Consider the following 21,983-nt stretch of genomic DNA (forward strand, 5'->3'; position numbering starts at 1 on the left):
CCGGGAGGGGCAGATGATGAGTCGTTTCTGAGATCCCGCCATACCGCACTCCACAGCGGTTTTCGGTGGAGTGGTGGCGATGGTGTCTGGGGTGGGAGAGGTGCTTACCGAATGCTTGTTCGGGTATTGTTTTAGAGGATGACCGATCCTGTCGGTTGCAGATCAGGCCGTTTGGCCCGAAAGGTCATTGTCGATTGGCCGCAACGGCGCCCTAGAACATTCCCCTAGAGCGCCCCCCTAGAACAGCCCCAGCTGGGGCGCTTCTGTGGTGAGTTGCAGTTCGGGTACTCCGGGGGCCCGAGCGTGCAGGAGTTCGCTCCAAAGCGCTGCCAGTGACAGGGCGTCGCCATTGTCAGGCATGTGCATGAATACATAGGGGGATCGCCCCTGCTCCAGCCACTGGCCAACGCGCTCGACCCAGGGGGCGAGAAAGGCCCGGTTTGATTCCAGATCCGGGTGGCCGATGTAGCGGACCATCGGCGGCGCGTCCGCCGGTAGCAGGTGGACCGGAACACGGGGTTTCTTGCGTTGGGCGTCGACAATAACGTCCGAGTCTGCGGTGGCGGAGAACAGGGCGCGACTGTCAAGACAGACCCGGGCGGTGTTACGTTCACGCAAGCCGCGATTCAGGTGGCGTTCGACTTCGCCTTTCTGAAAGAACGCCGGATGCCGTACTTCCACCGCACATCGCAATGGAGACGGAAGGCTCTCAAGAAACTGCCAGAGGTTGTTCAGGTGGGCGGGGCCAAAAGCGGCGGGCAGTTGTAGCAGAAATGGGCCGAGAACATCCTGCAGGGGCGATAGTATGGTCAGAAAGTCGGTTACCGTTTGGCCGACGCCTGACAGCAGCCGATCGTGAGTGACCTGCCGCGGAAACTTGAATACGAACCGAAAGTCGTCCGACACCTGGGCCCGCCATTGCCGGCATTGTTCCTGGCTGGGTGTGGCGTAGAACGTGGTGTTGCCCTCGACGCAATTGAGTACCCGGCTGTAGCGGGACAGTGGGGACGGCCCCGGGGCCAGTTGGCTGTTCCATTTCGGGTCCTGCCACTGGGGGCTGCCAAGGTAGTAGGGAAGGGACATGACGCTCTCTGCTGGTGCCATTACGGAGACGGAGTATGCCGTGGTGTGTTCTCAGGCGCCAACCCCTGTGCGGTAGAAGCCCTGGGCGTCCAGGGCCCGGCGGACCTCTGCCACCATCACATTCGGTAGTTGCCGGTAGTCGGGATAGGGCGTCAGCAGCAGGTGGGCCTGATTGTCGATGGCGATAGCGGAGCCTGGCGTCAACGGCTGCGCCTGATGGGTGTCGATCCCGAACCGGGCCAGGTTGTCCTGGCCACCGATCCAGTGCCAGCTTGGGGGTATTGCCTCCAGTTCAGCGCTGAAACACAAAGCGGTGTCCCCGAACAGGGTCGTGTCCCGGTAGGTTCGCCAATCATCCGGTTGCGGACTGGCAACCTTGGCGAGCAGGGTGATGATCTTACGCCAGTGATTGGTGTTCCGGGCTATCAGGTCCCGGGCATCAGGGCGTTCAGCCAACTGCGGCAGGCCATCTGGTTGGTGGGGGAGATAAAGCCGGAGTTTCGGGGCCGTTGAGCCGATACGGGTGATCTCTGTCATGTCGATGCGCCGGGGCTTACCTGTCGTATGTATTCGTGGTTTTAAAGCACAAGGGGCTGCCGGAAGGCAGCCCCTTGTGCAGGAGGGAAACGTTAAACGGATACTACCGGATCCACTTGTCGCCCCAATGGGTGGCGGTGCGCTGCTGTGCTGAGCGAAGCACGCCAACGGCCGGAGCGCTTTCCTCGGCGGCGTCGATCTCATCATCGATGAGCTCTGTGGACAGGGACAACCAGCTGGTGACAAACGCCGCGGCGTCGCCGTTCAGCTCCAGGGCCAACTCATCAATGTTGGTCAGGTCATCGCAGCCGGAATGATAGCAGGGATCAAAGGCCACACCCGCTTCGCCACCGAACTTGGCGGCCTGCTCCTCGGTCTTCAGTACCTCTGCGCCAGTGAACAGGCCACCAAAGGCGATGCCGTCCTCGAAGAACTGGGCGTAGTCGGAGCGGAAGCTGATCTCGGTACCCTCGAAGGCAATGCCCCGAAGGTCAAAGTAGCGCTCGAACAGGGCCTCAGTGGCTGCCGATCCTGGCGGTCCCTGAAGCCCGAAATCGGAGCCGTCGCCATCATAGATGAAGTTGCCAAAGTTCGGCGAACCGATCATGTCGTAATTGAGGTAGACCTTGATACGGTCCTTTTCCGCCTGGGACAGATTATTGACGTAGTAGGTCGACCCGACCAGGCCGGCTTCCTCGGCACCCCACCAGGCAAAACGTACCTGGTTGTTGGGAAAGGCGCGCTTCATCTGCAGCGCCAGCTCCAGCAAGGCCGCACTGCCCGATCCATTGTCGTTGATACCGGCACCTTCATAGACCGAGTCCAGATGGGCGCCGGTCATCACCACGTTGTCGGGATTGCCGCGGCTGGTTTCGGTGATCAGGTTGAAGGTCTCGGTTTGCTCCCGGACCACATCGGTGACTACGCGTACTTCGACGTCACCGGCTTCAACCCAGGCCGCGCCGGTGTCGTAGCTGGCGAACACGGCGGGAATGCCGCCGGCATAGTCATCGCCCAAAGTGGCGTTGAGCAGGCCCTTGCGATCTTCGGTGTCGCCCTGATTGAAGATCACCACACCGGCCGCACCGGCATTGGCTGCGTTTGAGGCTTTCTGGCCAAAGGTGCAGGCACCGCGCTGTACGACCGCAATGGCTCCGGCCGGGAAGCCGGCAAAGTCCTCGGCTTCGCAGCCGCTGGTGGAGGTGTTGCCGAGCCCGAGCTGGGCATCAACCCCAACGGCCAGGCCAGATACATCGCCAGGTTCGGTTTGGGAAAGATAGGTGAAATCCTGATCCCAGACGTAGCTCTGTGGCACCGGGGCCAGCGCCTCCAGAATGCCTTCGCCTTGCGGGTAGTAGGCGTTGAACGGGAAGGGCTGGATCGAGACCTCGTAGCCAACGCTTTCCAGTGTGGTCTTGAGGTAGTCGATGGAGGCGTCGTAGCCCGCCAGGCCGGCTGCCCGGTTGCCGTCATTGGCTTGGGCAATGCCATACAGGCGATCCAGATGGTACTGCACGCTGGAGGCCTGCATACACCGTGGCAGGCCGAACGGCGTGCTGTTCAGCAAGCCAAAACGACATTCAAACGGGCCGAGCTGCCCGGGACTCCAGAAGTCGTTGAGGATGTCCGATGAGGCGTGCTGATTGGGTGCTGCGTGTGCCGAGAAGGTAAAACAAAGGGAGGTTAAAGCCAGGGTACGGCTGAACGTGCTGATAGTCATTGTAGTTCTCCAATCCTGGGAGTTTTTTGTCGAGGAGCTTGCAGTTGCTCCCTGAACCCGCTTTTGGCGGGCGTTCAGCACAGGAGCCCGAAAGGGTAACTTTCGGGGTTCCCGGGCACCGTGACTTCCTGAGGTGCCAACGAACAGACTAGACGTGGTTTTCTGGCGCTTCCAATAATTTGCGACTCGCGTGTGTTATTCCTCCCAATCGCGGAAGTAATCCAGCAGATGATCGATCGCGAGTCTGGCCCTGAGCGGCTGGAAGCGGCGGTTGTGGTAGACGATCCAGCTGCTGCCGCCTCGGCTCCAGTAGGGCTTAAGTACGGGCATCAGGTTGCCGTTCTCCACGTTCCCCAGAAAACTGCTCTTGGGCATGTAGGCGATGCCAAGGCCTTGTTTGCAGGCCTGTACGATAGCGTTGGCATTGTTGCTTCGCCAGCGACCGCGAACCCGGAGTTCGAAGCGTTGGCCGTCCCGCTCGAATCGCCAGAGGTCGTTGTTGGTGACGAGGCAGCTGTGGTGACGGAGCTGATCCGGGTGGGTTGGTGTGCCGTGCCTGGCAAGGTAGTCGTCACTGGCGGCGGCCATCATGGGGCGGTCCAGCAGCTTGCGGGCAACCAGACCGGAGTCCTGTAGGCGACCATAGCGAATGGCAAAATCAATACCGTCGTCCACGAAGTTGACCATGCGGCTGTTGAAATCCATGTCGATGGTCAGCTCTGGGTGGTTGCTGGCAAAGTCGAGCAGGGCTGGTGCGACGTACTGCTCTGCGAAGGCTCCAGCGGCACTGACACGGAGGGTCCCGTTTAGCGTCACCTGCTCGGCACTGATCTGTTCATTGGCCTGCTGCAGTCCGCTCATCAGCTCCTTGCAGTGCTGGTAATAGCGCTCGCCGGCACCGGTCAGGCTCACCAGTCGGGTGGTACGGGCGAACAGGGCTGCTCCCAGGCGGGCCTCCAGCCGGGCTACCTGTCGGCTGACATGGCTGGTGCTGACGCCAAGTTGTCTGGCCGCTGCCGAAAAGCCCTGGCAGTCGGCCACGGTCACGAATTCGGGAATGCCGTCAAAGCTGTCCATCAGAGCTATCCATCAGAGCTATCCATCAGAGCTATCCATTAGAGCTATCCATTAGAGCTATCCATTAGAGCGGACCCTCAGGGCTATCCCTGGAATCGGTTCTGCCAAGTCTACTGTTGTTATATGGCAATGGTCATTTGTCATTTTCGGTGATTATCACTTTTATGGCGACTAATTACACTGAGTCAGAGCTTCCTTAAGGGGAATCGAACGGGCATTCCCGGATGCCTGCAAGTCAGAAATCTGAGTCAGACAGAAACAGGAGAACGCGTTATGAAAAAAATACTGATCTTTGTGACCAATCACGGCACCCTCGGCGACACCAGCGAACCTAACGGCACTTTTGCGCCGGAACTGACTCATGCGTTGAAAGAGATCCTCAGCGCCGGATTTGACTACGATCTGGTGTCCATCAATGGCGGTAAGGCGCCCTTGTATGGCACTGATATTGAGGGAGATGAGGTGAACCGCGAGATTCTGGCCGATGACACCTTCCAGAATCGGATCAACAACACCCTGCCGGTAACGGCTGTACGGGTGGAAGACTATGACGCCATTTTCTATCCTGGCGGTTTTGGCCTGTTGTCAGATCTCGCAACCAATGACACGGTCGCCAGCCTCAGTGCGCAGCACTACGAAGGGGGCGGTGTTCTGGCGGCGGTATGCCATGGCCCGGCCGGATTATTGCCGATCACCCTGAGCAATGGAGAGAGGTTGCTGGCGAGCAAGGCCGTGACCGGTTTTACCCGGGAAGAGGAAGTGGATTACGGCACTCTGGACAAGATTCCATTCCTGCTGGAAGAGGCGCTCGCCCGCACCGCACGCCAATACAGCAAGACTCAGCCCTGGCAGGAACTGGTGGTGGAGGATGATCGGGTGATTACCGGCCAGAACCCCGCCAGCGCCCACGCCGTTGGTGCAGCACTGGTTAAGCGGTTGGTCTGAGTAACCGACAGGCACAAAAAAAGGCAGCCGAAGCTGCCTTTTTTATTCGTTGTCGCTGATTTACAGCGGAACAACGTTCTCTGCCTGAGGGCCTTTCTGGCCTTCAGTTACAGTGAATTCAACCTGTTGGCCTTCGGCCAGGGTCTTGAAGCCACTGCTTTGAATAGCGCTGAAGTGAACAAAGACGTCCGGACCGCCTTCACGAGTGATGAAGCCAAAGCCCTTGGATTCGTTGAAGAACTTAACGGTGCCAGTGATAGTAGACATAGATATAAATCCTGAAATCAAATATTTTATTGTGTCGCCGACATCGACAGGATGTTCGGTCAACGGTGCGGGAACTAATAAACAGGCGTGATCAGAAACAGGACGGTGTACTACTACTGGGAACGTCTTATTCGTGAACTGCTGTGCTAACTCTTTCCTACGAGCGTCACTGTACTCTGATTTTTCTGAATAAGCCAAGCTTTTCTTTGTAGGCAATAGCCGTGATGCCAAATTGTTGGTTCCAGAACCGGGGTCACGGCCCGGCGGGATTGCCCTGTCGGCGGCGCCACTGGCTGGGTGTGAGGTTGTTCCAGGCCTTGAAGGCGCGGGTGAAATTGGCGGGTTCGGAGTAGCCAAGCAACTCGGCGATGCGGTGAATTCCCAGTTCCGGCATCACCAGCAGCTGGCGACTGTCCCGTTGGCGGGCTTCTTCCAGCAACTGTTTATAGTTGTAGCCCTGTTCCTGCAACCGTCGCCGCAACGTTCGTGGTGACAGACACAGCTGTGCGGCGACCTGCTCGGGGGAGGGGTATCCGGACGGGCCGGGGGTCAGTGCTGTTCGGGTTCGCTGCAGGACGTCGCCATCGCTGTCCATCAACGCGCTTTCCCGTTCGCACTGGCTGATAGCCTGGGTGAGTCCCTCCGGGTTGGCGGTGGGGAGCGGCTCGTCCAGCCAGGCTTTATCGGAATGTATCAGTAGCCCTGCCTGCGGCATACCGAAACGCACCGGTGGCAGGTAGGGTCGCCAGGTGTCGAAGCCGAGAGGTGGGTCACCCTGCAACCAGAGCTCCTGATGCACCGCCAGCGAGGGTGACACCAGTTGCAGCCCCCGAAACATGCTGGTCAATGTCGAGCTGAACAGGGGCTCCCGCAGGTTGACGGAAATCGGCAACTCCGGCACCAGCTCCAGCATCAGATCGAAACCTTCTTCCGTAACCATCAGCAGCACGCCGCGACCTCGCAAGTGCCAGAATCGCTTGAGGATCTGAGTGGCCTGTCGGGCCGTGTCCGCGCACATCAGGGCGTAGCCAAGGCTACCGTGCGCAGTCAGTGGCAGTCGCAGGCCCGCCTGGAATCCCAGGGTGGTGTCGCCGGTTAGTGCCAGTGCGGATTCCAGGATGCGCGAGCTGGCTGCCAGGGACAGGCGACCGGCGGGATCATCCAGAACATCGCCTGCCAGACCCGCGCGAGCGAGCACCCGGTCACCGCTTACACCCAGCGACTCAGCGATCTCCACAAACATCCGTGGATAGGTGACAGGCTGGTTGGCCTGGTGAACCCAGGCTGGTTCTGCGGGTGAGTGAGAATGGGGGAGATTGCGGGACACGGCTGGCCACCAATGACAAGTGCTTTGTCCGGCCAGCATCTCACGCGGACGTGCAATCAACCATTACTTTAGAGGCCATAGCGCAGTAATCAGTGGAACGCCCATTGGCAGAATAACCACTGGAATGAGCCAGCACTGAGACAGAACAACAGCTAATGAAGCAGAACAACAACGAGCTGATTGAGGAGAATTGAGATGAACGCTGTTGCCAATGCCATCGCTCGGGTATCCAGAAATGCCTCGCGCACGGTTGCAACGCCAGCCGGCCTGGTACCGACCGTGCGTCGGCCGACATTTGACCTGGCGGCGGATGTCCCCAGGTACTGGTGGGACAACAATCCCGTCAAAACCCTGCTGTTGGCGGCACTGTCCTCCGGCTTTCCACCGGGGGAAAAGTTCTTTATCGATTCGGTGCGGTATTACCAGGATCGAATCCGCGATCCGGAGCTTCAGAAGGCGATTCGGGGATTTATCGGGCAGGAGGCCCATCATTCCCGGGAGCACAAACAACTGAATGGTTTTCTTGAGGAACGTGGAGTTGGTCTGGGTCGGCTGGAGCGCGAGGTCGAAGACTTCATGAACTGGATGCGTCGCAACTTCAGTCCCGAGCGCCAACTTGCCCATACCGTGGCTGTCGAGCATTTCACGGCGTTGATGGCTGAGGAATTCCTGCTCAAGTATGACGCCCTGGATGAGATGGACCCGCGGATGGCGCCAATCTGGGCCTGGCATGCCATCGAGGAGTCGGAGCACAAGGCGGTTGCGTTCGATGTCTACCGAGCCATCGGAGGCAGCGAGGCGGTGCGGCTCTCGGAAATGCTGGTGGTGAGTGTGGTGTTTCCGGTGTTCACCAGTCTTCACGTGCTCCAGTTGATGAGGGAAGACGGTCAGCTTGGCAATCTCGGAGCCTGGGCCAGTGCCGCAAACTACCTGTGGGGACGTCCGGGGGTATTTCGGCGGCTGTTACCGTCCTACTTCAAGTACTACAGTCCGCGCTTCCACCCCTGGAATCACGATGCCCGTGACCTGGTCGAGAAGGCCAAACGGCGCTGGCTGGGAGCCAACGCCTGACCTTCGGCCGGGTCAGTCGGACAAACGGTTGCCCGACGCTTTACCCTGGCAGCGAAACACCAAAGCGCTGGCCAGGGTAAACAGCAGAATACCGATTGCATCTGCCAGCAGATCCTGCGCATCCAGGGTTCGGTGGGGTAGCCAGGCCTGACTTAACTCCTCTCCCACTGCAAACACGGTGACAGCAAAGGTGCCAAAGTAGACCCGCAGTGGCCCGACATTCAGAGTTTTCAGCTCTAGTGCCAGATTCAACACGAACGTCATCAGTCCGTAGAGCAGCAGGTGGGCAAGTTTGTCCTGGAAGGGCAACAGCCGCACCAGCTCCAGGGGCAGTCGGCTACCCGTGTCAGCCAGATAGATAATCCACAACAACAGCGCAAACAGAATCAGGGCAAGCCAGCTCAACGGTTTTTTCATCAGTCCACCACAGGTCGGAAGAAGGCAGCAGCGTCGCTCCCTAGATCCAACCATGTTGCCGGCCCGGGGTGGCAAAGCCGGGCCTGGATTGTGATGAAATGTGGCTGGCCTGCCGATGAGTTGCGTTTGTTTGAGCCGCGGGCGCCATTTCTTATCTGATGGCTGAACGTTCGCCTGAACGTGGCCTTACCACCCCATTCGGCGGTCGGAGTTGAAGATGAATACTGTCGGAATGTGGGCCAGTGAAATGCCCAGCAGCGTGACTGTGCCGGCGATGAACTGGTCAATCAGTACGCCGACATCGAACGACAGCGTCAGGTAGCTGTTCAGGCTGAAGAGCGAGACCCCGTAAAGACACACGAAGATCAACGGCAGTTTGAATATATAGTCGTCGAAAAGTCGCACCCGTTCGCCGTGGGCCAGCAGGTACAGCAGCAAAGCCGGTATCGCGATGTTGATGGCCAGGGTGGGGATGCTTTCGGGCAAAACGAGGCGGCTCGCAAACACCATCAATAGCATCAGTATCGGGTAGCCTGCGAACGTGGCTAGTGGGGGGCGCTTGCGTTTCACCCGCTGGATCAGTTCAGACGGCGGCGGTACCTCGTGCTTGCAGGCGTGGCGGTAGAAACGTTTGTAGTGGGCATTGGCCAGGGGGCGTGAGGTCCACCATGAGCCGGTGTTTGCCCGGAACAGGAAGGGGCGGATACTGACGTTGCAGTCTTTCCGGCTGCGTTGGTCCAGTTTTGCCAATTGTGGCTGGAGTTGGTCGGCATCGCCCCGCTGGTCCACCACGATGATGTCGTAGTTGACGGCGGTAACCTGCTGACGGAAGTCCTCCGCCTGCTCTTCCGGGGTTTCATCCCACGGGTCGATGTTCAGCTCGTGCTGGATGATCGGAGCCAGCGTCGTCAGCGTTTCCCGGGTAATGTTGGCGGGCAGGCTGTTGTTGAAGACCAGCACGATCCGGCAGGTGCGGCTCCCCCACAGGCGAACCAATACACGGGCGGCGCTGCCGGCCAGGCTGCGTAACTGCTGGGACGCGAGCAGGACCTGCTCGGAAACACAGTCCGCCTCCAGCAACTCGGCAACGCCGCCGATGGGGCCGCCGACAAGTGGTTGCTCACGGTAGTGGGCAATTTCTTCTGCGATGAACTCACGTTCAACCTGAGTACGCTCCTCATCGCTGTCAGCGGCGCCCAGTCGCGCCCTGAACGCATCGTCTTCCGGCAAAGCCGGAAAGGTCTCCCTGTCCACCAGCACCGCGTAGCCTTTCTCCAGCAGCAGGCGCTGGGCAATTCGGTCTGCGTATGAGGTCATCCTTCCTCCCTGAATCTGTCGTTCCGTGACGGGACACTGATGCATCCTGCCCCGCTGTGGCAAGCGCGTCATTGTAGGGCGGCTTGTTGATGGATTCATCCCTTGAGCGAGCGAATTGCGGCATTGGCCACCGGACTATTGTCGGCCTGGGATCGGCCAGGGAGCTTTCGTATAGTGGGCGGCAATAATGAACAAGAAACAGGAGTTGTAGGATGACGTTTCAGACTTATAGGGATATCGGCTTCGGTCTCACCCGTATCGATACCGGCATGGTGCGGGACGAACTGGCCGCCTGCTATCTGATGAGCGGTGTCGCGGACGCTGAGGCCTGGCACCGGGACGAGGCGTTGAGAGAGGCCGATCACGCCATCATCGAGACCGGCACCCACAACACCGTGCCGGCGATTCTGCGGTTGCTGGATCAGCGTGGCATTGATCGCTCGCAGGTGCGCTACGTCATTCCCACCCATGTCCATCTCGATCATGCCGGCGGCGTTGGTGGGCTGATGCAGGCGCTGCCGGAGGCAACCCTGCTGGTCCATCCCCGCGGTGCCCGACACATGATCGATCCTTCCCGGCTGAAAGCGGGAGCGACGGAAGTTTACGGTGAAGCGGCCTTCGCCGAGATTTATGGCGATGTCCTGCCGGTGGATGAGCGCCGTGTGAGAACCATGAACGATGGCGAGCAGGTCAGAGTGGGGGATCGTCAACTGGTGTTCTACGATACTCCCGGCCACGCCCGACACCATTTCTGTGTTTACGATCCCGCGTCGGCCGGCATCTTTACCGGCGATACCTTTGGTCTGAGTTACCCGCAGCTGACGACAGCGAAGGGGCCCTTCATCCTGCCAACCACGACGCCGGTACAGTTTGACCCGCCGGCTCTGAAAAGCTCCATTGAACGGCTGTTGTCACTGTCGCCGGAACGGGTCTATCTGACGCACTACGACCGGGTGGACAACCCCATGCCTCTGGGAGAAGCGCTGCTTCGCCGTCTGGCGGATTTTGTCGAACTGGCCAATACCGTTGATGCACGTCGTGATGCAAGTTGCAGCGAGCCCGGCGAGCTGGAGGCGGCCTTGCAGTCAGCCATGACCCACTATGTCGATCAGGAACTCGAGGACCATGGGCTGTCTCTGAGCGAGGACCAACGCCAGGCGCTGCTGGGTATGGACATTCGACTGAACTGCCAGGGACTGGCCGTGTGGCTGCAAAGCCGGCGCTCATAGACGACTCCTCACTTGCAACGCCCCGGGTTCAGAGCGTATTACTGTCACCCGCTGAATCTCATGGGGTCGCCTCCCCGGTGCGTATGACGTAGCCGGGGCGGCCGGCTGTGAAACCGTCAACCATAGGGACTGGAGAGCGATGAACGGTCGTCCTGGCTGGGTGTTCTTTACCTCACTTGTCATTCTTTCGGGCTTTGTCGGCCTTGGTGCGCTGATGCCCGAGCGCCTGCTGGCGTGGGCGCACCTGGCGCTGGATTTCACGACCCTGCACTTTGGTTGGCTCTATCTCTTTGCCACCACCGGATTCCTGGTGTTCTGTGTCGCGGTTGCCATGAGCAACTACGGTCGCATTCGCCTGGGTGCCGATGGTGAGGCACCCGAGTTTCCCTATCCGGCCTGGCTGGGGATGATCTTCTCGGCCGGTATGGGGGTGGGGCTGGTGTTCTGGGCGGTCGCCGAGCCAATGAGCCATTTCATGCAGCCGCCGTTTGATTCCGCGGCTGCCCGCACGCCGGAAGCGGCCAGTCTGGCCATGCGCTACTCGCTGTTCCACTGGGGCTTTCATCAGTGGGCCAACTTCGCGGTAGTCGGGCTGGCCATCGCCTATACCCGCTTCCGGCTCGGCCGACCGGGGCTGATCAGTGAGACCTTCCGCTCAACGCTGGGGAATCGGGTGGACGGTGCCAGCGGCAACGCCATTAACATCCTGGCGGTGGTGTCCACGGTGTTTGGTGTGGCCACCACGCTGGGGCTGGGGGTCATCCAGATCAACAGTGGTCTCGGGGCCGTGGCGGATGTCGGATTCGGGGTCAGTCAGCAGTTGGCGATCCTGGCCGGCGTGGCCATCATCTTCCTGCTGTGTTCGTTAACGCCCCTGGAAAGCGGGGTGCGCTATGTCAGTGATGCCAACATGATACTGGCGGCTCTGCTGTTGGCGTTTGCGTTCTTTTTTGGCCCGACCGATTTCATCACCGCAGCCATGACCAACGCGATTGGTGACTACTTTGCCAACATGGTGGGCATGAGCCTGGTGATGACGCCGTACACCGGCGACGACTGGGTTGAGCGCTGGACCATTTTCTACTGGGCCTGGGGGCTGTCCTGGGCTCCGTTTGTCGGCAGTTTTATTGCCCGGATCTCCCGCGGCAGGACCATTCGCGAGTTTGTGTTCGGGGTGATCGGCATGCCGGTGCTGCTGAGCACGGTGTGGTTCTCTACCTTTGGCGGCGCGGCCCTGTACTTTGAGCTGTTTCAGGGCGCGCCGCTGGCTGAAGCTGTTAGCGCAGAGATTAGTTCCGGCCTGTTTGCGACACTGGAATACCTGCCCTGGAGTGAGTTCATCAGCCTGTTGATGCTGGTGCTGATCGTGCTGTTCGTGATTACCTCGGCCAACTCGGCGACGTTTGTACTGGGGATGTTCACCAGTCGGGGGGTGTTGACGCCCAAGCGCTGGTCACGACTAACCTGGGGGCTGGTTCAGGTCCTGGTGGCCGGTGTCCTGCTGCTTAGCGGCGGGCTGGCAGCGCTGCAGAACATTTCCATCCTGGCGGCGTTCCCGTTCATGATCCTGATGATCTTCATGGCGGTGGCGTTGCTGAAATCCCTGCGCAATGAGCTTCGTCAGTACGAACTTCGGGAAGCCATGACCCAGGAGCGCATTCGCCGGTTGCTGGATGAATCGGATCAGTTGGGTCGTTCTGCGGACGAAGTTACCGGTTCGGATCAGGAGGCATCCGATGCTGGGCGGGAGCCGTCATTGCAGGGAGAGCGAGCGGGATAACCGGCCCGCTCGCCAGCACGGTTCAGTTAATACGGTAGTAGGGACGGTCGTAGTCCAGCGTGGCTGGTCGGGTTTGCGGGGTATCCGCGTCGCCCTCGCCGATGTAGAGAATGTTGTTCTGGATATAGAAGATGTTGTAGTCGTTGATATCGAACGGCGCGCCATTGAACTGGGTGATATGGCTATCCATCTTGGTTGCGGTCACACCATCGCCCAAGACCACGTCTTCACCCACACTATATGTGCCTGAGGCGGTGGGGTTGGGAGAGTACTCCAGTGGAAGGGTGCAACTGGCATCCCGGTAGTTTTCGATACTGGAGGTGAATGTCCCACGGTCATGGGTCACCGTCACAATATCGTAGTGCTCCTGGCCTTCAACGGGGCCACAGTCTTTCTTCCAGGTGCCATCAAGGGCTGTGACCTGGTCGGTTGGAGTACCGGAGCCGTTGTCGCCGTCGCCCTGGGAAGAGTCTGAACCGGAACCGTTGTCCGGATTGTCTGCTTCCAGATCGCCACCGCTACTGCCACCCCCGCAGCCAGCCATCAATGCGGAAACCAGGGTGAACGCCAAGATCTTCTTCATAATTATGTCGTCCTAACAATATTACATAGTGAAGATCCTTTATATCATTTCTGTATAAACGAATGTAGCTGACGCCAAACGATGGTCAGTCATCATCGTCCTGTGCATCCAGTTCGGCTTTGCGCTTGCGGATTTTCTCCAGTTTGTCTTCGGGGATGCGCATGCTGTTGGCGCTGTCCCGAAGCATGAACAGGCTGCCCAGAATCATCGCGAGGGCGAGCAGCAGGATGATCCATCCGATCATTGGCATGGCGGTGGCTCCTTGGCGTTTTTCAAATAGTCTCACAGGTCAGGGAAGTGAGGGGAGAGTACATGGGGTTCCAGAGCATCTATCAGCAGGCGGCAGCCCGCAAGGGTGGCGAGGCGGCATTGCAGGCGCTGATGCCGCGAGTCGCGACCGCGGATGAATTGGCGGCGCTGGGTGATGACCGATACCTGGCGGAGATAACCCGGTGCATCTTCAAGGCCGGGTTTGTCTGGCGGGTAATCGACAACAAATGGCCGGATTTCGAGGCGGCCTTCGAAGGGTTTGTACCGCTCTACTGGCAACAGGTGCCGCCGGATGTGCTTGAGGCACTGGCGCAGGATGAGCGGATCGTCCGTAACATGCAGAAGATTCGTACCGTACCGGACAACGCCCGGATGATTGTTGAGGTCGCTCAGACTCACGGCAGCTTTGGTGCTTTCCTCGCCCAGTGGCCATCCAGCGATCAGGTTGGCCTACTGCAGTTTCTCAAGCGCGAAGGCGCCCGGCTGGGGGGCAACAGCGCCCAGTATTTTCTGCGCTTTGTCGGCTGGGATGGCTTCATCCTGTCTGGCGACGTGATTGCCGGTCTCAGGCGCGAAGAGCGGCTGGATGCGCCACCGGGCAGCAAGAAGGCGTTGGTCCAGGCCCAGGCCGCCTTCAACGACTGGCATCAAGAGACGGGCTTGCCCTACAGTCACCTGTCGCGGATTCTCTCTTTCACGGTGGACTAGTAGTCCATACCATCGGTTCGTGGCATGACAGGAGCACATGCAATGGAGCGGATACGTCAGCGTTTTGAAAAGCAGGTGATCGGTTTGACCGGCCTGGCGTTGGGAGGGATCGATTACGAGTCCCCGAAAGGGGACCCGGGGTTGTTTGGCCCCGGCAGTCTGTGCTGGCAGGTGCATGGGGATTTCCCGGCCATGCTCTGCGGGGGGATCAGTGCGCTGATACTGCAGATGTTGCACCCGCTGGCACTGGCGGGCGTCTGGGATCACTCCACCTTTCGTGAAGACATGATTGGTCGCCTGCGTCGAACCAGCCAGTTCATTGCCGGTACCACCTTTGCCTCCCGTGCTGATGCGGAAGCCCTGATAGCCAGGGTTCGACGCATCCACGCCGGAGTGGTTGGCACGGCCCCGGATGGCCGTGCTTACGCCGCCAGCGACCCGGAGCTCCTGGCCTGGGTTCACGTTGCGGAGACCCGTAGTTTCCTGGCGGGTTATCTCCAGTATGTTCAGCCATTGAGTGAAGCCCAGCAGGATCAGTATTTCGATGAGGTCGCCCGGATTGCCGAGGCGCTGGGCGCGACCGATGTGCCTCGATCCCGTCAGGCGGTGGAGGCCTATCTTGAGCGGATGCGCCCGCAACTGGTGTTCGATGATCGCACGGCGGAGGTGCTTACCCTGTTGTTCCAGGCACCGGCCCCCTCCCTGGCCACCGGTCTGGCCGGCAAGGTGGTGACCCGCGCGGGACTGGACCTGCTACCGGACTGGGCCCGCACGATGACCGGTCTTGCCGTTAGCCGCCCTCGTCGGCGGGCGATTCAGCAGGCCATGCGTGGCGTGGCCCCGGCTATGCGTTGGGCCCTTCGCAACAGCGCCGCCCACCGGGCCCATCGACGCGTTGACGCGACTCAGGACGCTTCTGATTAATGCCGGGTCGCCACTGTGCGGCCTTCGGACCAGCGGTGATACGGCGTTAACCTGACGTGCATGGATTGCCTGCTGCATCAACACGGCTTATAGCCTGGCATCAATACATTGGATTTCCCCGTCGCCCCGTCTGGTTCTATTCTGCCTGCTCTACCCATTCATCTCAGGGACTAACAACATGAGTCAGGACTTTTCCAACAGAGTGGCCGTGATTACCGGCGCAGGTGCCGGCATTGGCCGGGCAACGGCACGAGCTTTCGCTTTTCAGGGAGCTGCGGTGGTCGTGGCGGACATCAACCAGGCTGCGGGCGAGTCGGTGGTGGAGGAGATTCGCGCCGAAGGGGGCCAGGCCATGTTCGTGGCTTGTGATGTCACCCGGGACGAGGAAGTGCAGGCGTTGGTGACAGAAACCGTGGAACGCTTCGGGCGACTCGACATTGCTTTCAACAACGCGGGTATTGAGATTGAGCAGAGTAAGCTGGCGGATGGCGAAGAGGCGATCTTTGACCGCATCATGGACGTGAACGTCAAAGGTGTGTGGCGCTGCATGAGGCACCAGATTCCGGCCATGCTGGCCCAGGGGGGCGGAGCCATCGTCAATACCGCTTCCATTGCCGGACTTGGCGCGGCGCCGAAGATGAGTATCTACAGTGCCAGCAAGCACGCGGTGATCGGGCTCACCAAGTCAGCGGCGGTGGAATACGCCAAGAAGGGCATTCGCGTAAACGCCATCTGCCCGGCGGTCATCGACACTGACATGTTCCGCCGCGCCGCCGAGAGCGATCCCCGCAAGGCCGAGTTTGTGGCCAGTCTGCACCCCGTTGGGCGGCTGGGAACGCCTGAGGAAATCGCAGCCGCGGTGCTTTATCTGTGCTCGGACCTGGCCGCCTTCACCACCGGCGTTGCATTGCCTCTGGACGGTGGCACCACCGCAGTCTGAGCCTGTCAGCCGGGGCAAGACTGCGGGGCGACTGACGGGCGCTGGGCCCGACGGTTCCGAAACCAGGCCAGGCAGGGTTGCTCAATGCGGTAGTGGATCAGTGTAGCCAGTGCGAATGCGGTGCCAAGGGCCAGCAGGATACCGACTGGCCCGGGCAACCCGTAGGCGTAGGCCCAGCCGATGATGCCATAGCCGATGTTCTGGTGGACCAGGTAGAGGGAATAGGACAGGCTGCCGAGCCAGAGCAGGGGGCGGTTGGCCAGCCAGGGCAGGCGCCCACTTACAGCGAGCCAGAAGACCCCATAGCAGCCCAGTACGAAGACGTTGAACGGTGCCTTGTACGCGATCAGGCAATGAGCAATGGCAAGCACCAGCAGACACTGGTCAAAGCGGTCCGGCTGCAACTGCCGGTATTGGCGGTACAGGATCATGCCGCTGAAGAACAGCGGTGCGTACTTGATGAACATCAGATCCTTGAGCCAGAAGTCGATGGGGGCAGAGAGTTCACTCCACCAGATCACGCCTGCGTAACTCAGTATGAGCCAGCCGGTAATCACCCAGCGAATCCGCCGCCACTCGCCGAGTCCGAAGAACAGCAGTGCAATCCAGGCGTAGAAGGTCACTTCCACCACCAGGCTCCAGTAGGCACCATCGACATGGGGCTGGCCGAGGTACTCGTGCAGCAGGGTGGTATTGAGGATCGCCTGCGGCAGGCTGACTGCGCGGTCCGCCGGGCCCAGGATATGAACCATCAGGAAAGTGAGCAGAATCCCCGTCCAGAGCGCCGGTAGCAGCCGCACGCCCCTGGCGAGTGCAAACCATCCGGCATGACGGGTGCGCTCAAGCGTCATCAGAATGACGAAGCCGCTGATAATAAAGAACAGATGTACCCCGTAACGACCGAACTCCAACAGCCCGGTTGCACTGTCTGCAAGGGCGAAGTGGTGACCATAAAGCTTGTCGTAATAGGGGATGTAATGGAACAGCACCACGCCGAGGGCAGCGAGCCCACGCAGGGCGTCCAGGCTTTGCAGGCGAGGTTGGGGTGAAGTCATGGCGTCGTTGCCCGGTCCAGTGAATGCGGGTGGGGCCGTTGGCTGGCTCCCCGAAGTTCGTATAGTAGGCCGGTAACGCCAGATCGCCCAGTGAGATTCCCTACCATTCGCTTGCCTGAAGCATACCGTGTGGTAATGGGGCTGGCCCGGGAGAGCCAGCCCTGGGGCCATCAGGCCAGATGGTGTACCTCTTGTAGACCATACACCGGCGTGTCCAGCCCTTCCTGGCGGGCCTTCAGCTGGAGCGCCAGATAGAGCGAGTAGTGCCGTGACTGATGCAGGTTACCACCGTGGAACCAGAGCGCGTCCTGTTGCGTTGGCTTCCACATGTTGCGGAGCTCCCCTTCCCAGGGACCAGGGTCCTTGGTGGTGTCCGACCCCATCCCCCAACACTTGCCGACCTTGTCGGCGACGTCCTGGGAAATGATCCTGGCGGCCCAGCCGTTCATAGAGCCAAATCCGGTGGCGTAGACAATCAGGTCCGCAGGCAGTTCGCTGCCATCGGTGAGGGTGACGGAACGAGGGTTGATTCGCGCGATACTGGTACGGCTTTTCAGCTTGATCTCCCCTTGGGCCACCAGTTCGGAGGCCCCCACATCGATGTAGTAGCCGGAGCCTCGACGCAGGTACTTCATAAACAGCCCTGAGCCGTCATCGCCAAAATCGAGCATGAAGCCGGCGTCCCGCAGTCGCTGATAGAAATCGGCATCCTGCTCGGCGACCTGCTGGTAAACGGGAATGTGGAATTCCGGCATGATCCGAAAGGGAATGGACGCAAACGTCAGGTCGGCCTTTTCAGTGGTCATACCGTTTGCCACTGCCTCTTCCGAGTAGAGTCCGCCGAGCACCCGCTCCATCAAGGTATCGGATTTGATGATGTGGGTGGGCGAGCGCTGGATCATGGTGACGTCGGCGTCATTCTCCCAGAGCGCAGCGCAGATGTCGTGGGCAGAGTTGTTGGCACCAAGCACCACGCACTTCTTGCCTCGATAGGCCTCGGCGCCCGGATGGCGGCTGGAGTGGTGTTGCTCACCCTCGAAGCTGTCCATGCCGGGGATGTCCGGGATATTGGGGATACCGGACATGCCGGTTGCCAGCACCAGCTGCTTGGGTCTCAGGGTGACCGGCTGACCATCGCGGATGACCTCGACGGCCCATTCGCCATTCTGCTCATCGTAGCGGGCACCCAGGCATTCGGTGGAACTCCAGTAGTTCAGTTCCATTACCTTGGTGTACATCTCCAGCCAGTCGCCGATCTTGTCTTTGGGGGCAAACACGGGCCAGTGGTCAGGAAACGGCAGGTAGGGCATGTGGTCGTACCACACCGGATCGTGCAGGCAGAGTGATTTGTATCGGTTGCGCCAGGAATCTCCGGGGGTCGGGTTGCGCTCCACCACAATGGTGGGGACGTCCAGTTGCCGCAGACGGGCTGCCAGACCAATGCCACCCTGGCCACCACCGATGATCACGCAGTAAGGCTGTTGGCTGTACCCCAGCTCTCGTTCCTCCTGTTGGCGGGCCTCCAGCCAGGTCTGGCGAGTCTTGCTGGCACCATGCTGGGCCCCCTTGGGGCGACGGAACTTGCGTTTCTCCGGGAAGTCTTTGAGCTCCTGCATGGTGGTAAGCAGTGTCCACGCCTGGCCATCTCGCAGCCTGAGGTGACCCTTGCCCCGGGCGTCCCGGGTTTCGAACGTCAACCAGGCCTCGACGACGCCGTCCTGTTCGGTTGCCGGCTCGCTCAGTTGCCAGTTGCCCGGCTGAATGTGAGGTGCGGTCTGGTGAATCATGTGTCGAATGGCCTGGCGGCCCTCCAGAGTTTTCAGGTTCCAGGTCATCGCGACCAGGTCTCGCCAGTAGCCGTTCTGTTCGAACAGGTCCGCCGCCCGTTCGGGTTCGCCGGAGGTAAGGATTTCATCAAAGCTGGCCAGCCACTGCCGGGCCTGTTCCGTTGCGTTGGTTTGGCTGTTCATGTTGGTTCTCCAAAAAGATCTTGTTGTTGTTCATGGGGCAACACGTTTTGCCTGAGCAGGTGCTGTGCCAGAGCGTAGGCAGAGTGCACAAGGTAAGCGCTAAAGCTTTGATCTTTATTGGCTAAATTGTCGACTCCGATGCTTTCACGGGCGGGGTGCAAGGCCAGGAAGGGAGGGGTCTTGTTACAGCTGTAGCGTGCGGAATGGGTGTGTGGCGTTACAGGTGTAACGCTGGCGAGTGGTACCAAGGGAGGATGTTGGCGGGCGGTTATCGGGTCTATTCTGAAACCACGTGCGGCCCTCTCCAGTCGACCCAGAACAACAACATTTGCACGATTCAGGAGCCCGACATGCTGATGCAGCCTCAGGCGCGGCAGCGCCATATTGATACCGTTCTCAACCTGGCCCGTTCGCAGGGAGTTGCCGGCACAGCTCCCCCGTTGATCGGCCGTTCCTGGCAGCGTTGCATGGATGATTACGGCCTGGACCCAAGCCGTCCCCGTCAGGCTCGGATTGTCACCAGCCAGACCCTGCGGGAGCACCAGGACAGCGTCGATGAGCTGCTCGCCGTGGCGCGCTCGGCGGTGGAGCAGCTGTATACCCAGGTGGCCGGTCTGGGGTACGTGCTGTTGTTGACGGATCATCGCGGTATCACCGTTCAGTACCTGGGAAATGATCGCCAGGATCAGCATCTGCGCCAGGCCGGTCTCTATCTCGGCGCGGACTGGAGCGAACAGTATGCCGGTACCTGTGCAGTGGGCACCTGCATTCAGGAGCAACAGGCCCTGACCTGCCATCGCACCGATCACTTTGATGCCACCCATATCCAGCTCACCTGCACCTCTGCGCCCATTTTTGATCCTGCCGGTCAACTGATGGCGGTGCTGGATATCTCGGCGCTGGAATCCCCTGAGGACCGCAGCAGCCAGATGTTTTCGCTGCACCTGACCCAGCTTTATGCCCGGCTGATTGAAGACGCCTACTTCCTGCGACGTTATCGCCGCCAACCGGTGATTCGTTGTGGTCCCTCCCGGGAGCTGGTGCGGGTCAATGGCCCCTGCCTGTTCGCGGTCGATGACGCCGGACAGGTGGTGGCCGCCAATACCGCCGCACGCGGGCTGATGCCACCGGGTGATCGGGTGGCCATGACGGCGGTGTTTGAGTGTGAACTGGAAGACCTGTGGCGGATTCCATTTGAGCAGGACGAGCAGGTTCGGTGTTTCCGGCTTCTGGATAGTGGCGATGCGTGCTTCGCGGAGCTGATTCTACCCCCGGCACGCCTGCTCTCGACCGGAAGCGCTGATGATCGTATCGCAAGTATTGAGGCTGTTCCGGAACTGGATCAACTGGCCGCGGATGACCCGGTGATGCGGCGGACCCTGGGACTTGCCAAACGGCTGAGAATGCGGGACGTGGGGCTGCTGATTCTGGGGGAGACCGGAACCGGCAAGGAAGTGCTGGCCCGGGCGATCCATCAATCGGGCCATCGTGCCAAGGGGGCGTTTGTTGCCGTCAACTGTGCGGCGATTCCGGAGTCACTGATCGAGAGCGAGCTGTTTGGCTATGCACCTGGCGCCTTTACCGGTGCCCGTGCCAAAGGAATGCGGGGGCTGATCCAGCAGGCGGACGGCGGCACCCTGTTTCTGGATGAGATTGGTGACATGCCGTTGCCGCTACAAACCCGCCTGCTGCGGGTGTTGGCGGAGGGCGAGATTCTGCCGGTTGGTGCGGATCGTCCAATCAGGGTCGACTGTCGGGTGATTGCTGCCACCCACCAGGATCTGGGCAAACTGATTGAAGCCGGCCAGTTCCGTGCGGATCTCTACTACCGGCTCAATGCTGCCACCCTGAAACTTCCGGCCCTGAGGCAACGGGTGGATCGGCACTATGTGATTCAGCGGGTTCTGGCGGAACTGGTTGAGCAGGGCCGGTTGCCGCAGGTCCGAATTCGCGCTGATGCCATGACAGCGCTGCTCGGTTACCACTGGCCAGGCAATGTTCGCGAGCTGGTGAACGCCTTGGCGTTCGCAGAGGCAACCTGCGATAACGGCGAGATTACTGTGGCGGATCTGCCCGAGGACTGCTTTGGTGCCAGTGATGGTGCAGACCTCTCGTCGGCACCGGCACGGGTAAACCGATCACCTCTGGAGGCGGCTCTGTGGGCCAAACACTGGAACGTATCGGCGGTGGCGCGCCAGTTCCAGGTGTCCCGGCCGACGGTTTATCGCTGGATGCGGCAGCAGGGGCTTGTTCAGCCTCAACGCCTGAGCGGAACCCGTGGCGTCGACAGCGTGGACAATTAGTCAGTGTCTGCCCGAGCGTCGGTTGAGCCGATCTCAACCAGGGTTGTTCTCGGTTTCTGAGATCTGGCCGCAGCTCTCACAGCGGATACCGGCACGCACCGGAAAAAGCGGAAATTGGATGCCCAGAAACACCAGGAATGCGCACCGACGGCCAATCTGGTGATAGTGGGTGTCACAGCTGCCGCAATAGGGGCAGCGAGTGGAGGAGGTCGGTTCAAGGTCCTCCAGGTCTGGTTCACGGTTCTCCGCCAACACCGCCGCCGCGTCTGCCTCAAAGCCCTGTGGAACCTGCAGGCGCACGCCACCAAGGGCATTGGAGTACAGCCATTGCATGTTGATGGTGTGCTCGTCCATCACGAAGGCGGGAATATCCTCCGCCTCCAGTCGCGCTCTGGCCAAATGGGCCTCGTACGGCAGGCTGTAACGGGCAACGGTAATCAGCATAGGCAAGCGGCTCTAC

The 21,983-nt window shown here is 60.1% G+C and carries 21 protein-coding genes; 8 read left to right on the forward strand and 13 right to left on the reverse strand.

Translation table 11 applies throughout. The features are described 5' to 3' along the window. Positions 1–237: 237 nt before the first annotated feature. The 4 genes from J2887_RS05525 to J2887_RS05540 form a co-directional block, all read right to left on the reverse strand. Positions 238–1,083, reverse strand: a complete 846-nt coding sequence (locus tag J2887_RS05525) for a DUF72 domain-containing protein (protein WP_227174799.1) — start codon at positions 1,081–1,083, stop codon at positions 238–240. 51 nt (positions 1,084–1,134) lie between these two features. Further along, the gene (locus J2887_RS05530) at positions 1,135–1,620 is read right to left on the reverse strand and encodes a DUF6942 family protein (protein WP_227174801.1); all 486 of its coding nucleotides are present in this window, start codon (positions 1,618–1,620) and stop codon (positions 1,135–1,137) included. 103 nt (positions 1,621–1,723) lie between these two features. Then, on the reverse strand, positions 1,724–3,340 hold the full coding sequence (locus J2887_RS05535) for a M28 family metallopeptidase (protein WP_227174803.1): 1,617 nt from the start codon (positions 3,338–3,340) through the stop codon (positions 1,724–1,726). A gap of 195 nt (positions 3,341–3,535) precedes the next feature. Next, a complete protein-coding gene (locus J2887_RS05540) occupies positions 3,536–4,417 on the reverse strand; it encodes a LysR family transcriptional regulator (RefSeq protein ID WP_227174805.1) in 882 nt (293 codons plus the stop codon). A 273-nt stretch (positions 4,418–4,690) separates the two neighbouring features. Here J2887_RS05540 and J2887_RS05545 point away from each other — a divergent pair, with 273 nt between their 5' ends. Continuing rightward, positions 4,691–5,362 (forward strand): type 1 glutamine amidotransferase domain-containing protein, encoded by a 672-nt coding sequence (locus J2887_RS05545; RefSeq protein WP_227174807.1) that lies wholly within the window; start codon positions 4,691–4,693, stop codon positions 5,360–5,362. 60 nt (positions 5,363–5,422) lie between these two features. Here the strand turns inward: J2887_RS05545 and J2887_RS05550 are convergent, their stop codons facing one another. Together J2887_RS05550 and J2887_RS05555 are read right to left on the reverse strand one after the other, a co-directional pair. Beyond that, a complete protein-coding gene (locus J2887_RS05550; protein ID WP_227174810.1) occupies positions 5,423–5,629 on the reverse strand; it encodes a cold-shock protein in 207 nt (68 codons plus the stop codon). A gap of 253 nt (positions 5,630–5,882) precedes the next feature. Next, positions 5,883–6,956 carry an AraC family transcriptional regulator gene (locus J2887_RS05555; protein WP_227174812.1) on the reverse strand — a complete coding sequence of 358 codons (1,074 nt, stop codon included), beginning with the start codon at positions 6,954–6,956 and terminating at the stop codon, positions 5,883–5,885. 195 nt (positions 6,957–7,151) lie between these two features. Here J2887_RS05555 and J2887_RS05560 point away from each other — a divergent pair, with 195 nt between their 5' ends. Beyond that, complete coding sequence (locus tag J2887_RS05560) at positions 7,152–8,027, forward strand: metal-dependent hydrolase (RefSeq protein WP_227174814.1); 876 nt, start codon at positions 7,152–7,154, stop codon at positions 8,025–8,027. A 12-nt stretch (positions 8,028–8,039) separates the two neighbouring features. On the opposite strand, the gene J2887_RS05565 is transcribed toward J2887_RS05560, so the two are convergent. Next, positions 8,040–8,444, reverse strand: a complete 405-nt coding sequence (locus tag J2887_RS05565; protein WP_227174816.1) for a VanZ family protein — start codon at positions 8,442–8,444, stop codon at positions 8,040–8,042. A 186-nt stretch (positions 8,445–8,630) separates the two neighbouring features. Next, positions 8,631–9,761, reverse strand: a complete 1,131-nt coding sequence (locus J2887_RS05570) for a hypothetical protein (protein ID WP_227174818.1) — start codon at positions 9,759–9,761, stop codon at positions 8,631–8,633. A gap of 212 nt (positions 9,762–9,973) precedes the next feature. On the opposite strand from J2887_RS05570, the gene J2887_RS05575 reads away from it, so the two are divergent. Then, positions 9,974–10,990: an MBL fold metallo-hydrolase gene (locus J2887_RS05575; protein ID WP_227174820.1), complete on the forward strand. Its 1,017-nt coding sequence runs from the start codon at positions 9,974–9,976 to the stop codon at positions 10,988–10,990. Positions 10,991–11,129: 139 nt separating this feature from the next. Then, positions 11,130–12,770, forward strand: a complete 1,641-nt coding sequence (locus J2887_RS05580) for a BCCT family transporter (protein WP_227174822.1) — start codon at positions 11,130–11,132, stop codon at positions 12,768–12,770. Positions 12,771–12,792: 22 nt separating this feature from the next. Here the strand turns inward: J2887_RS05580 and J2887_RS05585 are convergent, their stop codons facing one another. Then, the gene (locus J2887_RS05585; protein WP_227174824.1) at positions 12,793–13,353 is read right to left on the reverse strand and encodes a hypothetical protein; all 561 of its coding nucleotides are present in this window, start codon (positions 13,351–13,353) and stop codon (positions 12,793–12,795) included. An 85-nt stretch (positions 13,354–13,438) separates the two neighbouring features. Next, positions 13,439–13,603, reverse strand: a complete 165-nt coding sequence (locus J2887_RS05590; RefSeq protein ID WP_227174825.1) for a DUF2897 family protein — start codon at positions 13,601–13,603, stop codon at positions 13,439–13,441. A 62-nt stretch (positions 13,604–13,665) separates the two neighbouring features. On the opposite strand from J2887_RS05590, the gene J2887_RS05595 reads away from it, so the two are divergent. The 3 genes from J2887_RS05595 (at position 13,666) to J2887_RS05605 (ending at position 16,195) form a co-directional block, all read left to right on the forward strand. After that, a complete protein-coding gene (locus J2887_RS05595) occupies positions 13,666–14,331 on the forward strand; it encodes a DNA-3-methyladenine glycosylase I (RefSeq protein ID WP_227174827.1) in 666 nt (221 codons plus the stop codon). Between the two features lie 42 nt (positions 14,332–14,373). Continuing rightward, positions 14,374–15,255, forward strand: coding sequence for an oxygenase MpaB family protein (locus J2887_RS05600; protein ID WP_227174830.1), 882 nt, complete (start codon positions 14,374–14,376; stop codon positions 15,253–15,255). A 178-nt stretch (positions 15,256–15,433) separates the two neighbouring features. Then, a complete protein-coding gene (locus J2887_RS05605; RefSeq protein ID WP_227174832.1) occupies positions 15,434–16,195 on the forward strand; it encodes an SDR family oxidoreductase in 762 nt (253 codons plus the stop codon). Positions 16,196–16,200: 5 nt separating this feature from the next. On the opposite strand, the gene J2887_RS05610 is transcribed toward J2887_RS05605, so the two are convergent. Both J2887_RS05610 and J2887_RS05615 read right to left on the reverse strand, forming a co-directional pair. Next, on the reverse strand, positions 16,201–17,250 hold the full coding sequence (locus J2887_RS05610; RefSeq protein ID WP_227174833.1) for an acyltransferase family protein: 1,050 nt from the start codon (positions 17,248–17,250) through the stop codon (positions 16,201–16,203). Between the two features lie 170 nt (positions 17,251–17,420). After that, positions 17,421–19,220, reverse strand: coding sequence for an NAD(P)/FAD-dependent oxidoreductase (locus J2887_RS05615; RefSeq protein WP_227174834.1), 1,800 nt, complete (start codon positions 19,218–19,220; stop codon positions 17,421–17,423). Between the two features lie 350 nt (positions 19,221–19,570). Between J2887_RS05615 and J2887_RS21755 the strand changes: the two genes are divergently transcribed. Continuing rightward, a complete protein-coding gene (locus J2887_RS21755) occupies positions 19,571–21,523 on the forward strand; it encodes a sigma-54-dependent Fis family transcriptional regulator (protein WP_228752842.1) in 1,953 nt (650 codons plus the stop codon). Between the two features lie 33 nt (positions 21,524–21,556). On the opposite strand, the gene J2887_RS05630 is transcribed toward J2887_RS21755, so the two are convergent. Beyond that, on the reverse strand, positions 21,557–21,967 hold the full coding sequence (locus tag J2887_RS05630) for a DUF2007 domain-containing protein (protein WP_227174835.1): 411 nt from the start codon (positions 21,965–21,967) through the stop codon (positions 21,557–21,559). Positions 21,968–21,983: the final 16 nt, after the last annotated feature.

It is taken from the genome of Marinobacter sp. CA1 (genome assembly GCF_020546665.1).
GTDB classification, from domain to species: domain Bacteria; phylum Pseudomonadota; class Gammaproteobacteria; order Pseudomonadales; family Oleiphilaceae; genus Marinobacter; species Marinobacter xestospongiae.